14 protein-coding genes are annotated in these 17205 nt (G+C 44.0%); 8 read left to right on the forward strand and 6 right to left on the reverse strand.

Translation table 11 applies throughout. The features are described from left to right. Positions 1–2: 2 nt before the first annotated feature. Genes bcp through C5745_RS01665 form a run of 3 tightly spaced genes read left to right on the forward strand, consistent with a single transcriptional unit; the run spans position 3 to position 2939 of the window. Entirely contained in the window at positions 3–470 is a 468-nt protein-coding gene (gene bcp, locus C5745_RS01655; protein ID WP_105715193.1) for a thioredoxin-dependent thiol peroxidase, read from the forward strand. Positions 471–516: 46 nt separating this feature from the next. Continuing rightward, the gene (locus C5745_RS01660; protein WP_105715194.1) at positions 517–1986 is read left to right on the forward strand and encodes a glycine--tRNA ligase; all 1470 of its coding nucleotides are present in this window, start codon (positions 517–519) and stop codon (positions 1984–1986) included. Further along, positions 1986–2939, forward strand: coding sequence for a D-2-hydroxyacid dehydrogenase (locus C5745_RS01665; RefSeq protein WP_105715195.1), 954 nt, complete (start codon positions 1986–1988; stop codon positions 2937–2939). The genes C5745_RS01660 and C5745_RS01665 overlap by 1 nt, the downstream gene beginning before the upstream one ends. A 104-nt stretch (positions 2940–3043) precedes the next feature. Here the strand turns inward: C5745_RS01665 and C5745_RS01670 are convergent, their stop codons facing one another. Then, positions 3044–4522: a hypothetical protein gene (locus C5745_RS01670; RefSeq protein WP_105715196.1), complete on the reverse strand. Its 1479-nt coding sequence runs from the start codon at positions 4520–4522 to the stop codon at positions 3044–3046. A gap of 115 nt (positions 4523–4637) precedes the next feature. Then, complete coding sequence (locus tag C5745_RS01675; protein ID WP_105715197.1) at positions 4638–6536, reverse strand: alpha-L-fucosidase; 1899 nt, start codon at positions 6534–6536, stop codon at positions 4638–4640. 114 nt (positions 6537–6650) lie between these two features. On the opposite strand from C5745_RS01675, the gene tpx reads away from it, so the two are divergent. Continuing rightward, entirely contained in the window at positions 6651–7148 is a 498-nt protein-coding gene (tpx, locus tag C5745_RS01680) for a thiol peroxidase (protein ID WP_105715198.1), read from the forward strand. 65 nt (positions 7149–7213) lie between these two features. Here tpx and C5745_RS01685 read toward each other — a convergent pair whose 3' ends face one another. Continuing rightward, a complete protein-coding gene (locus C5745_RS01685; RefSeq protein ID WP_105715199.1) occupies positions 7214–8398 on the reverse strand; it encodes a trans-sulfuration enzyme family protein in 1185 nt (394 codons plus the stop codon). Between the two features lie 120 nt (positions 8399–8518). Between C5745_RS01685 and C5745_RS01690 the strand changes: the two genes are divergently transcribed. From C5745_RS01690 to C5745_RS01700, 3 genes are all read left to right on the forward strand, one after another. Further along, positions 8519–9745 (forward strand): OmpP1/FadL family transporter, encoded by a 1227-nt coding sequence (locus C5745_RS01690; protein ID WP_243403219.1) that lies wholly within the window; start codon positions 8519–8521, stop codon positions 9743–9745. Between the two features lie 11 nt (positions 9746–9756). After that, positions 9757–11058 carry an SGNH/GDSL hydrolase family protein gene (locus tag C5745_RS01695; RefSeq protein WP_243403220.1) on the forward strand — a complete coding sequence of 434 codons (1302 nt, stop codon included), beginning with the start codon at positions 9757–9759 and terminating at the stop codon, positions 11056–11058. Positions 11059–11142: 84 nt separating this feature from the next. After that, positions 11143–11559 (forward strand): OsmC family protein, encoded by a 417-nt coding sequence (locus C5745_RS01700; RefSeq protein WP_105715201.1) that lies wholly within the window; start codon positions 11143–11145, stop codon positions 11557–11559. A 32-nt stretch (positions 11560–11591) separates the two neighbouring features. On the opposite strand, the gene C5745_RS01705 is transcribed toward C5745_RS01700, so the two are convergent. The 3 genes from C5745_RS01705 to C5745_RS01715 are packed head-to-tail and all read right to left on the reverse strand — an operon-like array spanning position 11592 to position 13867. Then, a complete protein-coding gene (locus C5745_RS01705; RefSeq protein WP_105715202.1) occupies positions 11592–12506 on the reverse strand; it encodes a hypothetical protein in 915 nt (304 codons plus the stop codon). A gap of 18 nt (positions 12507–12524) precedes the next feature. Further along, complete coding sequence (locus C5745_RS01710; protein WP_207795684.1) at positions 12525–12797, reverse strand: PqqD family protein; 273 nt, start codon at positions 12795–12797, stop codon at positions 12525–12527. A gap of 29 nt (positions 12798–12826) precedes the next feature. Continuing rightward, a complete protein-coding gene (locus C5745_RS01715) occupies positions 12827–13867 on the reverse strand; it encodes a DUF2157 domain-containing protein (RefSeq protein WP_105715291.1) in 1041 nt (346 codons plus the stop codon). A gap of 127 nt (positions 13868–13994) precedes the next feature. Between C5745_RS01715 and uvrA the strand changes: the two genes are divergently transcribed. Next, a complete protein-coding gene (gene uvrA / locus C5745_RS01720) occupies positions 13995–16844 on the forward strand; it encodes an excinuclease ABC subunit UvrA (protein ID WP_105715203.1) in 2850 nt (949 codons plus the stop codon). Positions 16845–17205 lie beyond the last annotated feature (361 nt).

Here is a 17205-nt window from a genome sequence, read left to right on the forward strand (position 1 = left end):
ACATGACAACATTACAAATCGGCGATAAAGCGCCGGAAATCATCGCAAAGAACCAAGCTGGAGAACTCATCAAGTTATCCGATTTCAAGGGCAAAAAGGTTATCCTTTATTTCTATCCAAAAGACAATACGCCGGGATGCACCACTGAGGCGTGCAATTTCCGAGATAATTATCAAACATTAGTACAAGAGGGGTTTGAAGTGCTGGGCGTGAGCATCGATAGCGAACAGTCGCATCAAAAATTTATCAGCAAGTTTGACCTGCCTTTCAATTTATTAGCGGACGAAAATCAGAAAATAGTAAATGATTATGGTGTATGGGTAGAGAAAAACATGTATGGGCGAAAATATATGGGAACAGCGCGTATTACTTTTGTGATTGACGAGCAAGGTATCATCCAACATATTGTTAAGAAAGTAGATAATAAAAATGCATCACAGCAGATTCGAGATTTAGTGACGAAGGATTAAATCTCTATTGTCTAATATCTAACATCTAATATCTATATTTGCGATTATGAGTAAGCAAACAGACGACTTTTTCAAGAATATTATATCACATGCGAAGGAATACGGGTTTGTATTCCCATCAAGTGAAATTTACGACGGCCTAAGTGCTGTGTACGATTACGGTCAGTTGGGTTCGGAGTTAAAAAACAACCTAAAGACCTATTGGTGGAAATCCATGGTGCAACTAAATGAGAACATTGTCGGCATTGACGCGGCGATTTTCATGCACCCTACAACTTGGAAAGCATCTGGGCACGTGGATGGTTTTAACGATCCCATGATAGACAATAAAGATTCCAACAAACGTTATCGTGCGGATCAACTCATCGAAGACAAAATAGATCGTTACGAAAAAGACGGCAAAACCGACAAAGCAGCACAGCTTCAGCAGGATCTCGATGATGCTATTACCGCTGACAATCTAGTGCGATTGAAGGCCCTCATCGAGGAACATAATATTGTTTGCCCAATTTCGGGAACAAAAAACTGGACAGAAGTACGCCAGTTTAACCTTATGTTTGCTACGCAAATGGGTGCAATGGCAGAGGATGCAGAAAAAGTATACCTACGTCCCGAAACCGCACAAGGTATCTTCGTGAACTTCCTAAATGTACAGAAAACCGGTCGTATGAAGGTTCCGTTTGGAATCGCACAAATCGGTAAAGCATTCCGAAATGAGGTTATCGCTAGGCAATTTATCATGCGTATGCGTGAGTTCGAACAAATGGAATTGCAATTTTTCGTTCGTCCAGGGACAGAAATGGAATGGTACGAAAAGTGGAAGAAAACGCGATTGAAATGGCACTTGGCTTTAGGAGCCAATCCAGCTAAATATCGTTATCACGATCATGTTAAACCTGCACACTATGCAAACGCAGCCGTCGATATCGAATATCAGTTTCCCTTTGGATTCAAAGAAGTGGAAGGAATACACTCGCGTACAGATTTTGATCTGAAACAACACCAGGAGTACTCTAAAAAGAAGATGCAGTATTTCGATCCGGAAATCAATCAAAACTATGTTCCGTATGTGGTTGAAACTTCGATCGGTTTGGATCGCTTGTTTTTAACGGTACTAGCGAATTCTTTGGTTGAAGAGGATTTGTCAACCGAGGATAAAAAGGATTCACGTGTTGTGTTGAAATTTCATCCCGCTATTGCTCCAGTAAAAGCTGCGGTATTACCCCTTACTAAAAAAGACGGACTCCCTGATAAAGCGCGGGAGCTTATGACTAAGCTGAAACTGGACTTTAACATCCAATACGACGAAAAGGATGCCATCGGAAAACGTTATCGTCGACAAGATGCAATTGGTACGCCGTTCTGCATCACCGTCGATTACCAAACACTCGAGGATGATACCGTAACGATCCGCCACCGTGACAGTATGGAGCAGGAACGCGTTTCGGCAGCTGATCTCCGCAATATTATAAGTGGACTCGTTAGTTGGAATAATCTATTGGAGCAATTGGCGTAATGAAAATTGTAGTTTTAGATGGTTACACGCTTAATCCCGGTGATTTAACTTGGGGACCGCTAGGAGAACTTGGCGACCTTATCATTCATGAACGCACTTCAGAACACGAAATTGTCGAGCGTGCTAAGGGTGCGGATATCCTTCTCACCAATAAAGTACCGTTGTCCGCGGAGGTAATTAGTGCGTTACCGCAGCTAAAATATATCGGCGTTACTGCTACTGGATATAATATTATCGATATAGAGTGCGCCAAAGAACGAAACATCACTGTCACTAACGTTCCAGGATACAGCACCGCTTCGGTTGTACAATTGACATTTTCCCTTCTTTTGGAATTGTGTTACCGTACGCAACGCCATAGTGATGCCGTAATGGGAGGTAAATGGGCCTCAAACCCAGACTTCTGTTTTTGGGACTACCCCCTAACCGAATTATCAGGAAAGACACTCGGTATCATAGGATTTGGAAGTATCGGACAAAAAGTAGCCGATGTAGGTCTTGCATTCGGCATGCCTATCTTGGCCTCAAGCCGCACAAGAACTGACCAATCACATCGAAAAAATTTTCAGTGGGTTAATCGAGATGAACTTTTCGCACAGGCTGATGTCATCAGCTTGCACTGTCCGCTGACTCCAGAAACCGAAAACATCATCAACATCGAGTCGTTGTCGCTGATGAAACCCTCCGCCAAGCTCATCAATACCTCAAGAGGCGGATTGGTCAATGCCCAAGATCTTACCGATGCATTGAATAACGAACGTATAAGCGGTGCAGGATTAGACGTGTTGGCAACGGAACCTCCATCAGGTGATAATCCACTTTTAAAAGCGAAGAACTGTATTATTACGCCGCATATAGGTTGGGCAACCAGAGAAGCAAGGCTTCGTTTGATGGACACCGTTGTAGAAAACATAAAAGCTTTCTCGCAGGGTAATCCCGTAAACGTATTGTAAAAAGGAGACGCGATGAACCGAGGGAGCACTAAGCTGGCTCACAGACGGTAATCGCGTCCCTAATCAAAATCAAATTATAACTTGTCTTTACGAAAATTATCTATTTAATTGAAGCCAACTTGTTTTTCGCCACTCCAATTTTCATTTAGGCGAACAACAAATCCGCCGTTAGGTGTACCCAACAAACTACCACGAAACAGTAGCTGCATATTGTTACGGACTTCGCTCTCAACTTCGAACGTGGTTATCAATTTATCTGCTATATCATAAGCCTCCACAACGTAGCTCAACCGCGTGGGAACTACCGTGTTTCCAATAAACTGATTAAAAAACAGCTCCTTATTGTCACTGAATTCGGGAAGGATAACAATTTCCGACACATCTTGTACAGGACTGTCCATTGCCGGACGAAAAGGCGCATAAAACTTTGGCACATGCCCTTGCTTGATGACAAGCTTGCCTACATGTGACAGATCTTTCGTATCAGTAAACGCAAACCTAATCTCACTATAATAACGGCTCAGCTCTATCTCCTTATGCATATCTCCATCGACAGAAAAAGTATCCACAACACCAAAAATCTTCGCCTTATGATTAGCAAACATATTGGCAATAAAATACCCGTCCGCATTTCCGGTTTCGGGAATAGTTAACGCTGCATTAGACACATTCGTTACGAAGGAAGCAATGTAATCTCCCGAAGGGAGTGTGAGTTGAAAGTCGGACAATTCCCCTTCTCGGAAGTGATCAGCTCCAGAGAGAACTAAATTTTTGGTTGCCGCATCAAAAATATGGTAGTGTACGCGGCGTACGCTAGCATCAGCCAGCTCCTCGGCGATTCCAGACAACCGGAAATTATCGATTCGTACAATACCGGTAACCTCGTTATAGTCACCTGCACTTCCGCGGTTGCCAGCTTCCGGAACCAATTTGATATATAAATCTTTCGAAAGGTCCAGTGCTAGTTCTTCCAACGAAAAAGTAAATGAATTTCTTGCTTGCGGCGTATTTGTATTGGCAAATTGATTATGCTCTTTAAGCACGACATAACTTTCTCCATCTTGAGAAAATAAAAGCGAGAAACCCTTTGGTCCGGTCCCGGACGAACTCACATCAAAAGCTAATTCATGAACCTCAAGCACCTGCGTCAGTGGCATTTTGAAAATTAATTCCTTCAAGCCTTTCAACGACAAGGCTCTGCCAGCCACATAGCTTTCGTAACTCCAACCAGCGGCATACTCGTCGGGAATCAGTCCCTGATTATAGGTAATATTCCAATGTGTACTTGGATAAATATCGGGCATCAGGGTTTCCGCATTGAAAGACCAATAATAAATATGGCTCTCCTGCGTGTTTTGGTTAAAATTGCCAGCAGTAGCGCGTTTTATAACATCGTCTGCTGTTTGTGCTTTTGTTCCCAAAGGGGAAACACGGTCCTCAAATTCCTGGAATCTGAAGCCTATGGTATAGTTTTCTTTACCATCATTGGGTTCTACTGCATTTTTTCTGCAGGAAGCCATGTTAAGCATGATAAACAAGATGGAAAAACTATACCAAACCGAATGGATTGGTCTTTTCATCATAGTTCAGTTATCAAGTTATAATTCAATTGATAACCAAATATAAAGAACAAGCATAAGAAAACCAAATAACGCTTGATTTTCTTATGCTTCTGACATCGTCCTTTAATCTTATACTCTATTCACCAAACAACGTAAACGATGCTACAGAGAATGTTTTGCCAATTGTCTCTATCGGGACAAAACGCATATACCTATCTTGAATCGGCGCAACCAACGTAATCGTTTGCTCAATAGGATTTGCTTGAATATTGGAGAATTCTCCGGTTTTAATCGTTTTCCATTCTTTACCATTTGCGCTTGTCGCAATCTCATATTTCAACACGATACCGTCTTTCTGTCCGTCTTGACGTGGCAAATAGCCTATTGCTGAAACCGGTTTCGTCAGTTCAAAAACAATTCCTCCTTGAATTTCGGAAAGTGTTTCGAAAGTCCCCGGATTATTATCTAAACCATTAGGCAAGCCATTACCAGTTTGTATGGTAAAATCATCGACGGCGAGTCTGGCTCGTCCGCCGCTGACATCCCCGTCAAAAGAAAACGGTTCTTTAAATTCTTTAAACAGGCCGAAGTCACTTAGCGTCGGCGGTACCGGCGCGTGCAATTTGACTTTCAATTTCGTGGCCATTACAGGTTTCTCTAGTCGAATAAGTCGATTCGCACCAATACTTGTTGCCAGTGCTAGTCGCGTCCATTCGCCGTCTTGAAAGATAGCTATTGTTACACTGTCCAATCGCTGTCCCAGCTTAATATTTTCACGTAGGCGAATGACGTCAAACGTTTGCTCCGAGGGTAATGTAATCTCTAGCTCCGGTTCCAATATTCCATCATCGGGCGCATAATAAGTATAGCGATCATCATCTAATAACCACTTTGGACCAAACTTATCCGAGTTGCCACGTATGTTGGAAGCATTGATTTCGGCTCCTTTGGCAAGGTTCCGCACAAACGTCTTTTCTATCTTTCGACCGAAAGCCTGCAAAGATTTTACATCGTTGGCGTGCAAATAGCCCGCCGGCATCGGCGCTAACCCTAAGTTCATGTTTGCGCCACGTCCCACCGACTTGAGGTAAATCTCAAATAATTGATCCGGGGTCTTCACTTCGCTGTCTTGATCAGGATGGTAGAACCAACCAGGACGATGGGGCACATCACATTCCGCTGGAATCCAATGTTCACCGTTCCGCGTGCCCGTAGTAGATTCGGCATAATCTGCGTCTCCCGGCACAGCTGGACGACCGTCTACTCCTCTTGGCGTGTATGTTGCCCAGCTTGTTTCCGCTGCAAATCCTTTTTCATTGCCAACCCAGCGCATATCTGGGCCAACATCTGAAAAAATCATCGCCATTGGCTGTTTTTCCCGCACGATTGGCCATGTTTTCTCATGCCATTCGTAATAGGTAGAACGGTCAATAATCCGTTTCTCCTTCTTTCCACCGTAGTATCCATCTCCACCATTTGCTCCGTCGTGCCATGAAGTAAATAATTCACCATATTGGGTCATTAACTCCATCAGTTGCGCGCGGTAAGCTTCCGCATACGCCGGCGTGCCATACCGCGTATCATTTCTGTCCCAAGCAGACAGGTATACGCCAAATTTCATTCCGTGGTCATGGGACGCTTGCATAAATTCTTTTACCATATCCCCTTTCCCGTCTTTCCACGGGGAACTAGCTATACTGTAATTTGTTGTTGCAGTAGGCCACAAGCAAAAACCGTCGTGATGCTTTGCTACAGAAATCAAACCCTTGAACCCTGCAGCAGCTGCTGCTGCTGCAATTTGTTGCGCATCAAAATGCTGTGGGTTGAAAATCTGCGGGTCGGCATCGCCGAAGCCCCACTCCTTATTTTGAAAGGTTGTTGGCGTATAATGAATTAAAGAATACATCTCCATTTCGTGCCAACGCAATTGGCGTTCTGTCGGTAAAGCCCCATAAGGTTCCGGTTCAGCTGGCTCTGGCATACACGCCGCCGCCGGCAAAATAAAAGAAAATAAGAGTAATCTTGCTTTTTTCATGTCTCACTGTTTCTGTACTATACTTCGTGAAAATAATAATTTAATCCGATAACATCGGATGGTAAAAGTTATTTAAAATTTCGTACCTTAATAGTCGCATTTAAAATTAGAATCATGGCTAAAATTACATTTAAAGGGACAGCAGTCCATACACAAGGTGACTTACCCGCAGTTGGATCTTCTGCCCCCGACTTCAAATTAACCGCAGGCGATCTATCTGAAAAGGGTTTGAATGACTTTAAAGGGAAAAAAGTGGTCTTAAATATCTTTCCCAGTATCGACACAGGAACCTGTGCCATGTCGGTCAGAACATTCAACGAGAAGGCTTCGGGATTGGAAAACACAGTCGTGCTCTGCGTCTCACGTGATCTTCCTTTTGCACAAGGACGATTCTGTGCTGCAGAAAACTTGGACAACGTTGTTACTCTTTCCGAATACAAAGACAGCAACTTTTCAGATGCATATCAACTAAAGTTCGTGGACGGCCCATTGACCGGTTTATTGAGCCGCTCAGTTGTCGTAATTAACGAGGAAGGAAAAGTCGTCTACACCGAACAGGTCGCTGAAACGACGGAAGAACCGGATTACGAGAAGGCTTTAGCAGCCTTGTAGGAACTGGATGTAAGGAGCTAGGTATAGAAATCAGAAAGTTGATTTTAACCTAGCTCCTAGCATTTTTATCCTTTTTTATCCATAGAAGCATCCAATGCCTGTAAGATATCCCCGATGATATCGTCTTTGTCCTCAATACCTACCGATAAGCGAACACTTCCGGGTTTAATACCAAGGCTTAAACGTTCCTCTTCGCTCAGCTTCGAGTGTGTAGTCGAACCTGGATGTGTAGCGATAGAACGTGCGTCGCCAAGATTAGAGGTGTACAAAATCATTTGTAACGCATCCAAAAACTTAAATGCGCGCGTTGCTCCGCCTTTAACCTCAAAGGTTACAATACCGCCACCGGCCTTCATCTGTTTAGTCGCCAGGTCATATTGCGGATGTGATGGCAAAAACGGATACTTCACATCCGCTATCTCCGGATGTTTCTCTAATGTTTCAGCTAATGCGAGTGCATTGCTGCAATGTCTTTCCATACGCAGGCTTAAAGTATCAAGACTTTTTGACAACACCCACGCATTAAAAGGAGACATTGCCGGCCCCGTATGTCGTATAAAGAACATCAACTGATCAATTAGATCCTGCTTACCAACGATAACACCGCCTAACACACGCCCCTGTCCGTCCATGTATTTCGTGGCCGAATGGATGGAAAGATCAAAACCATATTGTAATGGCTTTTGTAAATAGGGAGTTGCAAAACAATTATCAATCGCAAAAATAATGTGGGGATGTTTTTCTTTCAAAGCCCCCAAGAATGCTAAATCGGCTAACTCCAAACCGGGATTGGAAGGAGACTCGAGAAAAACTATTTTCGTATTTGGTTGGATAGCGCGCTCCCAGGCCTCGTTATCAACCGCATCCACATACGTGTGCGTTACTCCCCAGCGAGGGAACAGTTGCGTCAAAAGCTGATGGGTGGAACCAAACAGCGCCCGAGCCGAAACAATATGGTCTCCCTGTCCGATGAAACCGGCAAAAGAAGCGAAAACAGCCGCCATCCCAGAAGAGAATGCCAAACCAGCTTCCGCGTCCTCCATGATGCAAACTTTATTTATAAATTCCGCTGTATTAGGATTTGCGTAGCGCGAGTAGACCATTCCGGATTCTTCTTCTGCAAAGATAGCCCGTCCCTGCTCTGCGTTATCAAAAATAAAACTGGATGTTAAATATAAAGGAACGGAATGCTCTCTACTTGCTGACCGTGGCGCTTGTTCTCTTATGATTTTAGATTGATCTTTTTTCATACACAGCAAAGTTAAAGTTTTTTCCATATTTTAGCGGCACAAAATATTATGCTGGCATATAGTTTGCTGTCTTTTCATTTGGGAATATGTAAACCTATTCATGCGTTTATCTAAAAAATTATGCAGATAAAAAAACTACTATTAGGATTGTTACTTGCCAGCCCAATCATATCATGGGCACAGGGATCGCAGGTGAACACACAAGGACAAAAAGCCGTCGGTATGGCTGGGGCGGGGTCAGCACTTTTTGTGGACGAAACGTCCATCTTCTACAGCCCCGGTGCACTGTCCAAAATGGATCATAATGCCGTGTCGATAGGAGCTAGTGCTGTTATGTACCGTTCCGCATTTCGCGAGTTTAATAGCAACGATGTACACCACACGAAATTTAAGATTTCGCCTCCGTTCTCCGTCTTTGCAACATTTGGCCCTAAAAATTCATGGTGGAAAGCCGGTCTTGGCGTATACACGCCATTTGGCGGCTCGGTGGATTGGGGCGATCAGTGGCCTGGCCGTTACGAACTGAATCACCTGCAAATGCGGGCTATATATATCCAGCCCACATTAAGTTTCAAACTAACCGAAAACTTTGGTATCGGTGGGGGCTTCGTCTACAATGTTGGATTAGTTGATCTTTCGCGCTCCATTCCTACCGCATCGGCTGACGGCACGCCCGGACGAGCAGAGCTTTCGGGAATGGGAACGGGTATGGGTTTTAATGTCGGCGTACATTACCATTTAGAGGACGAGTTCGCGATCTCACTAAGCTATCGTTCTCAGGTTACCACCAAGCTGAAGGACGGCGACGCAGAATTTACAGTGCCACCTGCTTTAGCGGCCTCCTTTCCAAATACGACATTCGACGCAGAACTTCCGTTACCGAGTTCGTTCAACATAGGCCTTACATTCCCGGCTAGTGAACGAGTGGATATCGCCGCCGACGCTACAATCATCGGTTACAGTGTATATAAAGAACTCGTTTTCGACTACAAAGACAATACTCCGGTGTTAGAAGACACAAAACAGGAGAAAAAATATGAAAATGCGCTATCGGCTAAAGTGGGGGTCAATTATGAAGTATGTGACCGCTTTGATTTACGAGCAGGCGGAGGCTACGTCTATAGTCCTGTACGAGGACCGTACGTATCGCCTGAAACCCCGGACAACAATCGAATTATGGGATCTATAGGATTCACATACGATCTTAATGACCGATGGGACCTTACGGGTGCATACGTTTTTCAACGCATCCTAGAACGCACCGTAACAAGTGCGAATACAGGACTTTCTGGCACATATAAAACAAATATTCATGCTCCTGGCATATCCTTAACTTATAAATGGTAGTGATGATGAAAATGAAAAGAATATTCAAAAATACAGCGCTATATATTGGTATTGTATCAACTCTGGTAGCCACCTCCTGTAAACCCGAGATCGAAGGCTTTCAGACCACGCCAGGAGAGGCTAACTTCTCGAAATACATTGCCGTTGGGAATTCCTTAACAGCAGGCTTTGCCGACGGAGGACTATACCTTGAGGGACAACAAGTAGCGTTTCCTAACCTCATCGCTGAGCAATTACGACAAGTAGGCGGAGGTGATTTTCGAAGCCCATTTTTCTCTGAAAATGAACGTAACGGCTCCGGATATTTACAACTTAAAGATCTTGTTAATGGACAACCGGTAATGGAAAATATTACCGATAACTTGGCTTACCGTGAACCGGGGAAACTGAGCAAATACACGGATGATGTTGAAAACCTAGGCGTCCCGGGGATGCGGCTGGATCTTTCTAAATTCGGCCCTTTCGGTGCCGCAAACATGTATTTTGAGCGGTTATTGCAAGATGGAGATGTAGGGACAAAAACCTATATGGACTTTGCCACAGAAAAAAACCACACATTTTTCAGTTTTTGGCTGGGAAACAACGATGTTTTGGGTAACGCCATGAACGGTGCCGTAACCAATCCTGAAGATCCTACTACAGTATTGACAGAAACAGCGACTTTTGAACACGCATACCGAGAGTTCATTACAAAGCTTACAGAAAATCAACAGAAGGGCGTAGTTGCAACGATCCCAGACGTGACAGCCATTCCTTTTTTCACCACAGTAACACGGGGAACGCTGATCGCCGCCGTAAAAGCTGAAAGCGGTCAAGATGTCCAGGACCTCTATATCGAAATCGGCACAGGTACATCCAGAGCAGCATCGGACGATGATTTGTTCATCCTACCCTTTGCCTCGGCAGGATTACTGGGGAACACATCTGGGGAAAATCCGGCACCTTACGGTCTGCATCCGTCCAATCCCATCGAAAGCAAATACGTACTGGACAGCGATGAGGTGACGGCTATTCAAGCTCGTGTAAAGGCGTTTAATAATATTATTAAAAAAGTCGCTGAAGAAGAGGAATTGGCCTTAGCAGATGCCCACGCTTATCTCAATCGTGTTCAGAAGCCAGGCATTGTCTACAATGGAGTCGCTGTCAACGCATCGTTTATTACCGGAAACGCATTTTCGTTGGACGGGGTGCATCTCACACCAATGGGAAATGCCCTCATTGCCAACCTTTTTATTGAAGCTATAAATAAACAGTATCGTAGTAGGATTCCAAAAGTTGACGCTTCAAAATATCGCGGGGTGAGATTTCCCTAGTCACAACGCGCGTTAATTTGACTCGGAAAGCTTATTTTTGAATAAAATTTGTTAGCAATAATTATATTAGAGGAAATTGAATAGATGAAAATCCATTTGCAACGTAAAAATGACGCCGTTCATTTTGAAGGCTCGAGTGAGCTTGGTAACGTCAAAGTAAATATTGATGGTTCTGAGAGTATAGGCGGAGAAGGCAAAGGTGTACGCCCGATGGAACTCGTGCTGATGGCTTTAGGTTCTTGTAGCGTGTTCGATCTTTCAAGCATCCTCAAAAAGCAGCGTCAAACTATAGAAGACATACAAGTTGAGGTAGAGGGGAAACGTCGGGAAGAAGTCCCCACTATTTTCACGCACATTCACATCACTTTTACGTTAAAAGGACAGCTTGACGAGACAAAAGTGCATAAAGCCGCGGAACTGGCAGTGACAAAATACTGCTCCGTTCATGATATGTTGGTTGCAGGCGGAGTGGAGATTACGTATAGTCTGAAATTTGTTTAGATTCAACAGGAGGTACAAGCTCATCCCTATCGTTATTCTTCAAAAAGTGCGCTATAAGATGTTTTTGCAGCTTCCGCATCGGGCAGGCATTCCAAATATCCCACGTTGACTTGCTCCACTAATTGCGACAGTGTGTTGGTCATGGCGTTGAATAAATCTTTGTTCCAACGGAGAGCAGTACAACTTGGCAGGACAGCAACAAGACTTTCTACACCTTTTTTCCGTGTAAATCTGTTTAATGGAGCCTGCGCCAGCCGGACAAAGCCCTTCAGTTCTACACATTTATTTTTGTAACAAGGCGTTTTTCCACTCCACGGCGTGCCATATATCATGGCTTTTCCATCCTCTTCGAGGCGCACCACCGGATTATCATCGTTTAACAATTCGGTGTTTGGAATATGTTGCAACCAAAGCCTACTATGTGTACTCTTGCCCGTCCCGCTCTTCCCTAAAAAAGCGATTCCCTGCCTTTGCTGGTAAGCAATCACGGAAGCATGAATCAAGATCAGTCGATGTTGCAATCCCACCTGTCCAAAAACCACCATCAACAGCCAGCTGACAAATTCTCCCATCCGCGCATCATCGGCTTTTCCATATATACGCGACTCACTAAAATCTTTCGCGCTCTTCATCATCCACTGCTTGTCTTTTACAGTATGTTTTATCAGTGTGACGAATGCGTTTTCCTGTTCATAAAAACGAAAATTGTCACCCCACACGAGAGAAATATCGCTTCGAAGGGCACCCCATTCTTCTTCCGAAGGCACCTCTTCTTCCTGAAAAATTACGACGGCAGCAGGTGTCCCGTTACGTTTTTCCCCACGAAAACCGACAAAAGAAGGTAAAATATCGTTCAAGTTTAACCTTGCGGGAAAGCGTAATTCTAATTGTAAATCTGCTATTTCATAATAATGACTTGTCAACTCTGGTGTTGTATTGGCCTCCATACTTTTTATATACCTGCGCTATGCCTCTAAAAGACCTGCTTTTTCAAATTCTTGTATCAACGATTCCGCATCCTGTGCGGCCTTCTCTTGCGAAACCTCGTAGCGCTCACATAGAAGCTCGGCTATATACGCTGCATTGACTTCTTTGTCTACCAACTGCTCCCAAAGCCATGCTGCCGTTTCATTAAGGGTGTGGACTTTGGAAAGGTCTACCATTCCCTGACTTGGGTCTACCATAATATAGTCGTCCCCGACTTTCCGAAGGACTAAATCTTGTCTTAACTTCATCATGAAACAAAAATAACATTATTTAGCATAAATCACTTCCCTTTACGCCATATCCGTTCGGCCCATCTACCCACCAACCAAAATGACCCCGCTAACAGAAGAAAGAAAATCGTGCGGTTGATGTTATCCCAAAGGTATTCCACAAAGCGGGTATAGAGATTCAGGATAAAGAAAACGAAACCTATGTCGCGCGAAGCATGGTCTTTTGTCTTCATCCCGTACAACGCCAATCCCAACGAAAGCAAAATAGCTAGAACTCCCCAATAAAGAATATGATATTGGCGAACCTGTGTCCAAGCATCGAAATCACTGTAATTTCCAAAAATAGAGAGGCACCATAAAGCGATCATCGTGTACAATAGTCCTACGACATAGCTCGTTGATTGAAATGGTTTCAACGGCTTTATTTTCTCCTGCCCCCATAGCGCGAAGGTGGTCAAAAGCAATCCAAACAATGTAAATCGCAGGGGGTAATTCATACCCCAGAATTTAAACCCCCAATTGCTGTGATGTGCGGTTTCAGTTGCAAACCAAATACCGAGCGCCACCAATGTAAATACCCAGATCAGCTTCGAGTTAAGTTTGACGGACAAAATACCATATATAGCAATTGACAAAAGGAAAAAGAGTGTATAATGACTTGTCGTCCGGTCCAGCACCTGACCCAGAAAACCAATGCACGCAGCTGTTGCAAAGGAACCCGCTAACATAAGTGTTTCATTGGAAAACGTTTTCTCCGGATACCGTTTTTTGTTTCGGAAGCCCAAGAAATAGAAAAGCACAGCGAGTCCAGCAAAAAATAGACAAAAAACGATATTGGGTGCTTCATAAAAGCGTTCCACAAAACGGGTCAATGCATCATCCGCGAAAAGCGAAAATACGGCAAAAATGAGGGAAACTAGGGCTATCCAAAACGCATAACGCGCCAAATGTTTCCATTCGAACGCTCTTTCGTCGATGGTTTGCTTTAACGCTTCGACTTTGCTAGCTTCTAGCAAACCGGACCCTTGCCAATGATCAAGTGCATTTTCCACAACATCCCGTTCCTGCTTTGTCAAATCCAGTTTTTTCACACGCTGCTTTGTTTTATACAACCAAGGTACAAATTAGTAGCCAATTTTTTATAGTACCACTTTTGACCGCAAAAAAGAAAAGAAATAAACCGTAACTTTGTACTTTCAAAATTCAGGACAATACAACATGAGCTCTACCAAGCAGCACAATCATATAGATTTAGGTGAACAACGTGAAATTGAGGTATTTGGCGCGCGCGTACACAACCTTAAAAACATCGACGTCAGCTTTCCTCGCAACGAATTGGTCGTGATCACCGGGCTAAGTGGGAGCGGCAAATCTTCGCTCGCATTCGACACTATTTATGCCGAAGGACAACGTCGCTACATGGAAACGTTCTCCGCTTATAGTCGACAGTTTCTAGGCGGAATGGAACGTCCTGACGTAGACAAAATATCGGGACTAAGCCCTGTGATATCCATTGAACAAAAAACAACAAACAAAAATCCGCGGTCGACTGTAGGAACGATCACCGAGATATACGATTTCCTGCGATTGCTATATGCGAGAGCAAGTGAGGCATATTCCTATGTTACAGGTAAGCTCATGCAGCGAATGTCGGAAGAGCAGATTGTCGACCGAATATTAGCAGAGTTCAACGACGAACCGATATATATTCTCGCGCCTATCGTCAAAGGCCGTAAAGGGCATTATCGTGAGCTTTTTGAACAGATTCGTAAACAAGGCTATACCAAAGTTCGCGTGGACGGCGAAATTCTGGAACTCACACCTAAAATGCAAGTTGATCGCTACAAAATACACGACATTGAAACAGTGGTCGACCGTCTATACGCAAGCGCAGGCGATAAAAAACGGCTATATACATCGGTGATGCAAGCCATGAAAGCGGCAAAAGGTATTATCAAAATTGCGAACAAGGACGGACGGGAGCATTTTTTCAGCCGCTATCTTATGGATGCGGAGTCTGGCATCTCCTACGATGAACCGCAACCGAATACTTTTTCTTTCAATTCTCCTTATGGCGCTTGCCCGAAATGTGATGGACTTGGCTATATATTCGAAATCGACAAAGATACAGTTATCCCGGATAAAAAATTGAGCATACAAAAGGGTGCCATTTTGCCACTAGGCCCTTCGCGTGACTCATGGACATTTCAGGTGGTCAAAGCGGTGGCCAAGAAACTCGATTTTTCCATGAGTAGTCCTATTGAGAAACTAAGCGAGGAGCAATTGAATACGCTTCTTTTCGGGGGAGAAGAACCATTGAGCATCACCGTTTCTTACGGCAGTTATGGTACACGCGAATACAAAATACAGTTCACAGGCATCTTCGACATGTTGGAAGAGATAAACGGACGAGGCTCAGACGACGCCCCCGTCTTAGAAGATTTCCGAACCAAAGTGGTGTGTCCTTCCTGTCAGGGGGCTCGATTGAAACAGGAGTCACTACACTTCAAGATAGATCAGAAAAACATCGCTGAACTAGCAAGTATGGATATCAGCAGCTTGCAAGAATGGTTTGACGGTATAGAAAGCCGGATCAACGAACGTCAAAACACTATTGCTGCCGAAATCCTAAAGGAAATTCGCGCAAGGATAGGCTTCCTCTTGGATGTAGGATTAAGCTATCTTACTTTAGATCGATCTTCCAAAACACTTTCTGGTGGGGAAGCGCAGCGTATACGACTGGCCACACAAATAGGTTCTCAACTCGTAAATGTGTTATATATCCTGGACGAACCGAGCATCGGATTGCACCAACGGGATAATGAGCGGCTGATTAATTCGTTGAAAAACTTACGTGATATCGGGAATTCGGTTTTAGTCGTAGAGCACGACAAAGACATGATTCTGCAGGCTGATTACGTAATCGATATGGGGCCAGAAGCAGGCGTACACGGCGGAAGCGTGGTGACGCAGGGGACACCGAAAGAGATTATGAGAGCGGACACGTTGACCGCTCGTTATCTCAATGGACAGAAAGAAGTTGCTATTCCCGCCAAACGACGTAAGGGTAACGGCAAAATATTATCACTTGAAGGTGCAACAGGCAACAATTTAAAGCGCGTGAAGGTCGATTTCCCATTGGGGAAGTTAATTTTAGTGACCGGTGTATCCGGTTCAGGAAAATCTAGTCTTATTACGGGAACCCTCTATCCTATCCTGAACAAACACTTTTTCCGCGCAAAAAGCGTCCCACTACCTTATAAAAAAATAGAAGGGCTTGAGCATATAGACAAGGTTATCGAAATCAATCAAAGTCCGATAGGACGTACGCCACGCTCCAACCCATCGACTTATACTGGGGTGTTCTCCGATATCCGTACGCTTTTCGTGCAATTACCGGAAGCAAAAATTCGGGGTTATAAACCCGGCCGATTTTCCTTTAACGTTAAAGGAGGGCGTTGCGAAACCTGTCAGGGAGCAGGCATGAAAATTATAGAGATGAATTTTCTGCCAGATGTACAGGTTCCTTGTGAGACTTGTCACGGCAAACGTTACAATCGCGAAACATTGGAAGTTCGTTATCGCGGAAAGTCTATTTCCGATGTCTTAGACATGAGCATTGATGAGGCAGTGGATTTCTTTGAAAACATCCCTTCCATTTATCGGAAAATTAAAACTTTGCAGGATGTAGGGTTGGGCTATATTACGTTGGGGCAATCGTCTATTACGCTCTCGGGAGGAGAGGCGCAACGCGTAAAACTCGCTACGGAGCTATCAAAAAAAGATACCGGCAATACCTTCTACATTTTAGACGAGCCAACCACCGGTCTCCATTTTGAAGATGTCAATGTCTTATTGGGTGTCATCAACCGTTTGGTAGACCGAGGAAACACCGTATTGATTATCGAGCACAATCTGGATGTCGTGAAAACAGCCGATTGGGTAATCGATATGGGACCGGAGGGCGGAAAAGGTGGCGGGAAATTGATGTTTGCTGGATTACCGGAAGATCTTATCAAACAAAAAGGGAACGAGACGGCCAGGTTTTTGAAAACGGAAATGACTTAAGTTTTCTTTTTTTCTTAACAAAAAAAGAAAACTTAAGTCAAGACTCGCCTGGTTCTTGCTATCTTTCTTTGTCTTTTCCTAAACAGAAAGAAACTCGCTTTGCTCAGACAACTTTCTGTTTTTAACGGAATAGCCTACAGAAAGTTGGTCGCAGAACAAGGCAAGGTCGTTTTCACCCGTATCATCGCAGGGCATTATTGCCCTCTTTATATACGCATTTGTACTATCCCCCTATTAACACTAACGGCTTCCATCCCATATCCCGAAATAAACCAATATTCCCTCCTGTCCTTGGCAACAAATATTTACGAGCCCGCCGAAGGTAATCACGAGTCACGACACATAAAATTTTCGTAACTTT

The organism is Sphingobacterium haloxyli, from assembly GCF_002980525.1.
GTDB lineage: Bacteria > Bacteroidota > Bacteroidia > Sphingobacteriales > Sphingobacteriaceae > Sphingobacterium > Sphingobacterium haloxyli.

Bases quoted from the DNA above. Each gene is read 5' to 3' on its own strand.
- bcp (WP_105715193.1), top strand. From the start codon at position 3: ATGACAACATTACAAATCGGCGATAAAGCGCCGGAAATCATCGCAAAG.
- C5745_RS01660 (WP_105715194.1), top strand. From the start codon at position 517: ATGAGTAAGCAAACAGACGACTTTTTCAAGAATATTATATCACATGCG.
- C5745_RS01665 (WP_105715195.1), top strand. From the start codon at position 1,986: ATGAAAATTGTAGTTTTAGATGGTTACACGCTTAATCCCGGTGATTTA.
- C5745_RS01670 (WP_105715196.1), bottom strand. From the start codon at position 4,522: ATGATGAAAAGACCAATCCATTCGGTTTGGTATAGTTTTTCCATCTTG.
- C5745_RS01675 (WP_105715197.1), bottom strand. From the start codon at position 6,536: ATGAAAAAAGCAAGATTACTCTTATTTTCTTTTATTTTGCCGGCGGCG.
- tpx (WP_105715198.1), top strand. From the start codon at position 6,651: ATGGCTAAAATTACATTTAAAGGGACAGCAGTCCATACACAAGGTGAC.
- C5745_RS01685 (WP_105715199.1), bottom strand. From the start codon at position 8,398: ATGAAAAAAGATCAATCTAAAATCATAAGAGAACAAGCGCCACGGTCA.
- C5745_RS01690 (WP_243403219.1), top strand. From the start codon at position 8,519: ATGCAGATAAAAAAACTACTATTAGGATTGTTACTTGCCAGCCCAATC.
- C5745_RS01695 (WP_243403220.1), top strand. From the start codon at position 9,757: ATGAAAAGAATATTCAAAAATACAGCGCTATATATTGGTATTGTATCA.
- C5745_RS01700 (WP_105715201.1), top strand. From the start codon at position 11,143: ATGAAAATCCATTTGCAACGTAAAAATGACGCCGTTCATTTTGAAGGC.
- C5745_RS01705 (WP_105715202.1), bottom strand. From the start codon at position 12,506: ATGGAGGCCAATACAACACCAGAGTTGACAAGTCATTATTATGAAATA.
- C5745_RS01710 (WP_207795684.1), bottom strand. From the start codon at position 12,797: ATGATGAAGTTAAGACAAGATTTAGTCCTTCGGAAAGTCGGGGACGAC.
- uvrA (WP_105715203.1), top strand. From the start codon at position 13,995: ATGAGCTCTACCAAGCAGCACAATCATATAGATTTAGGTGAACAACGT.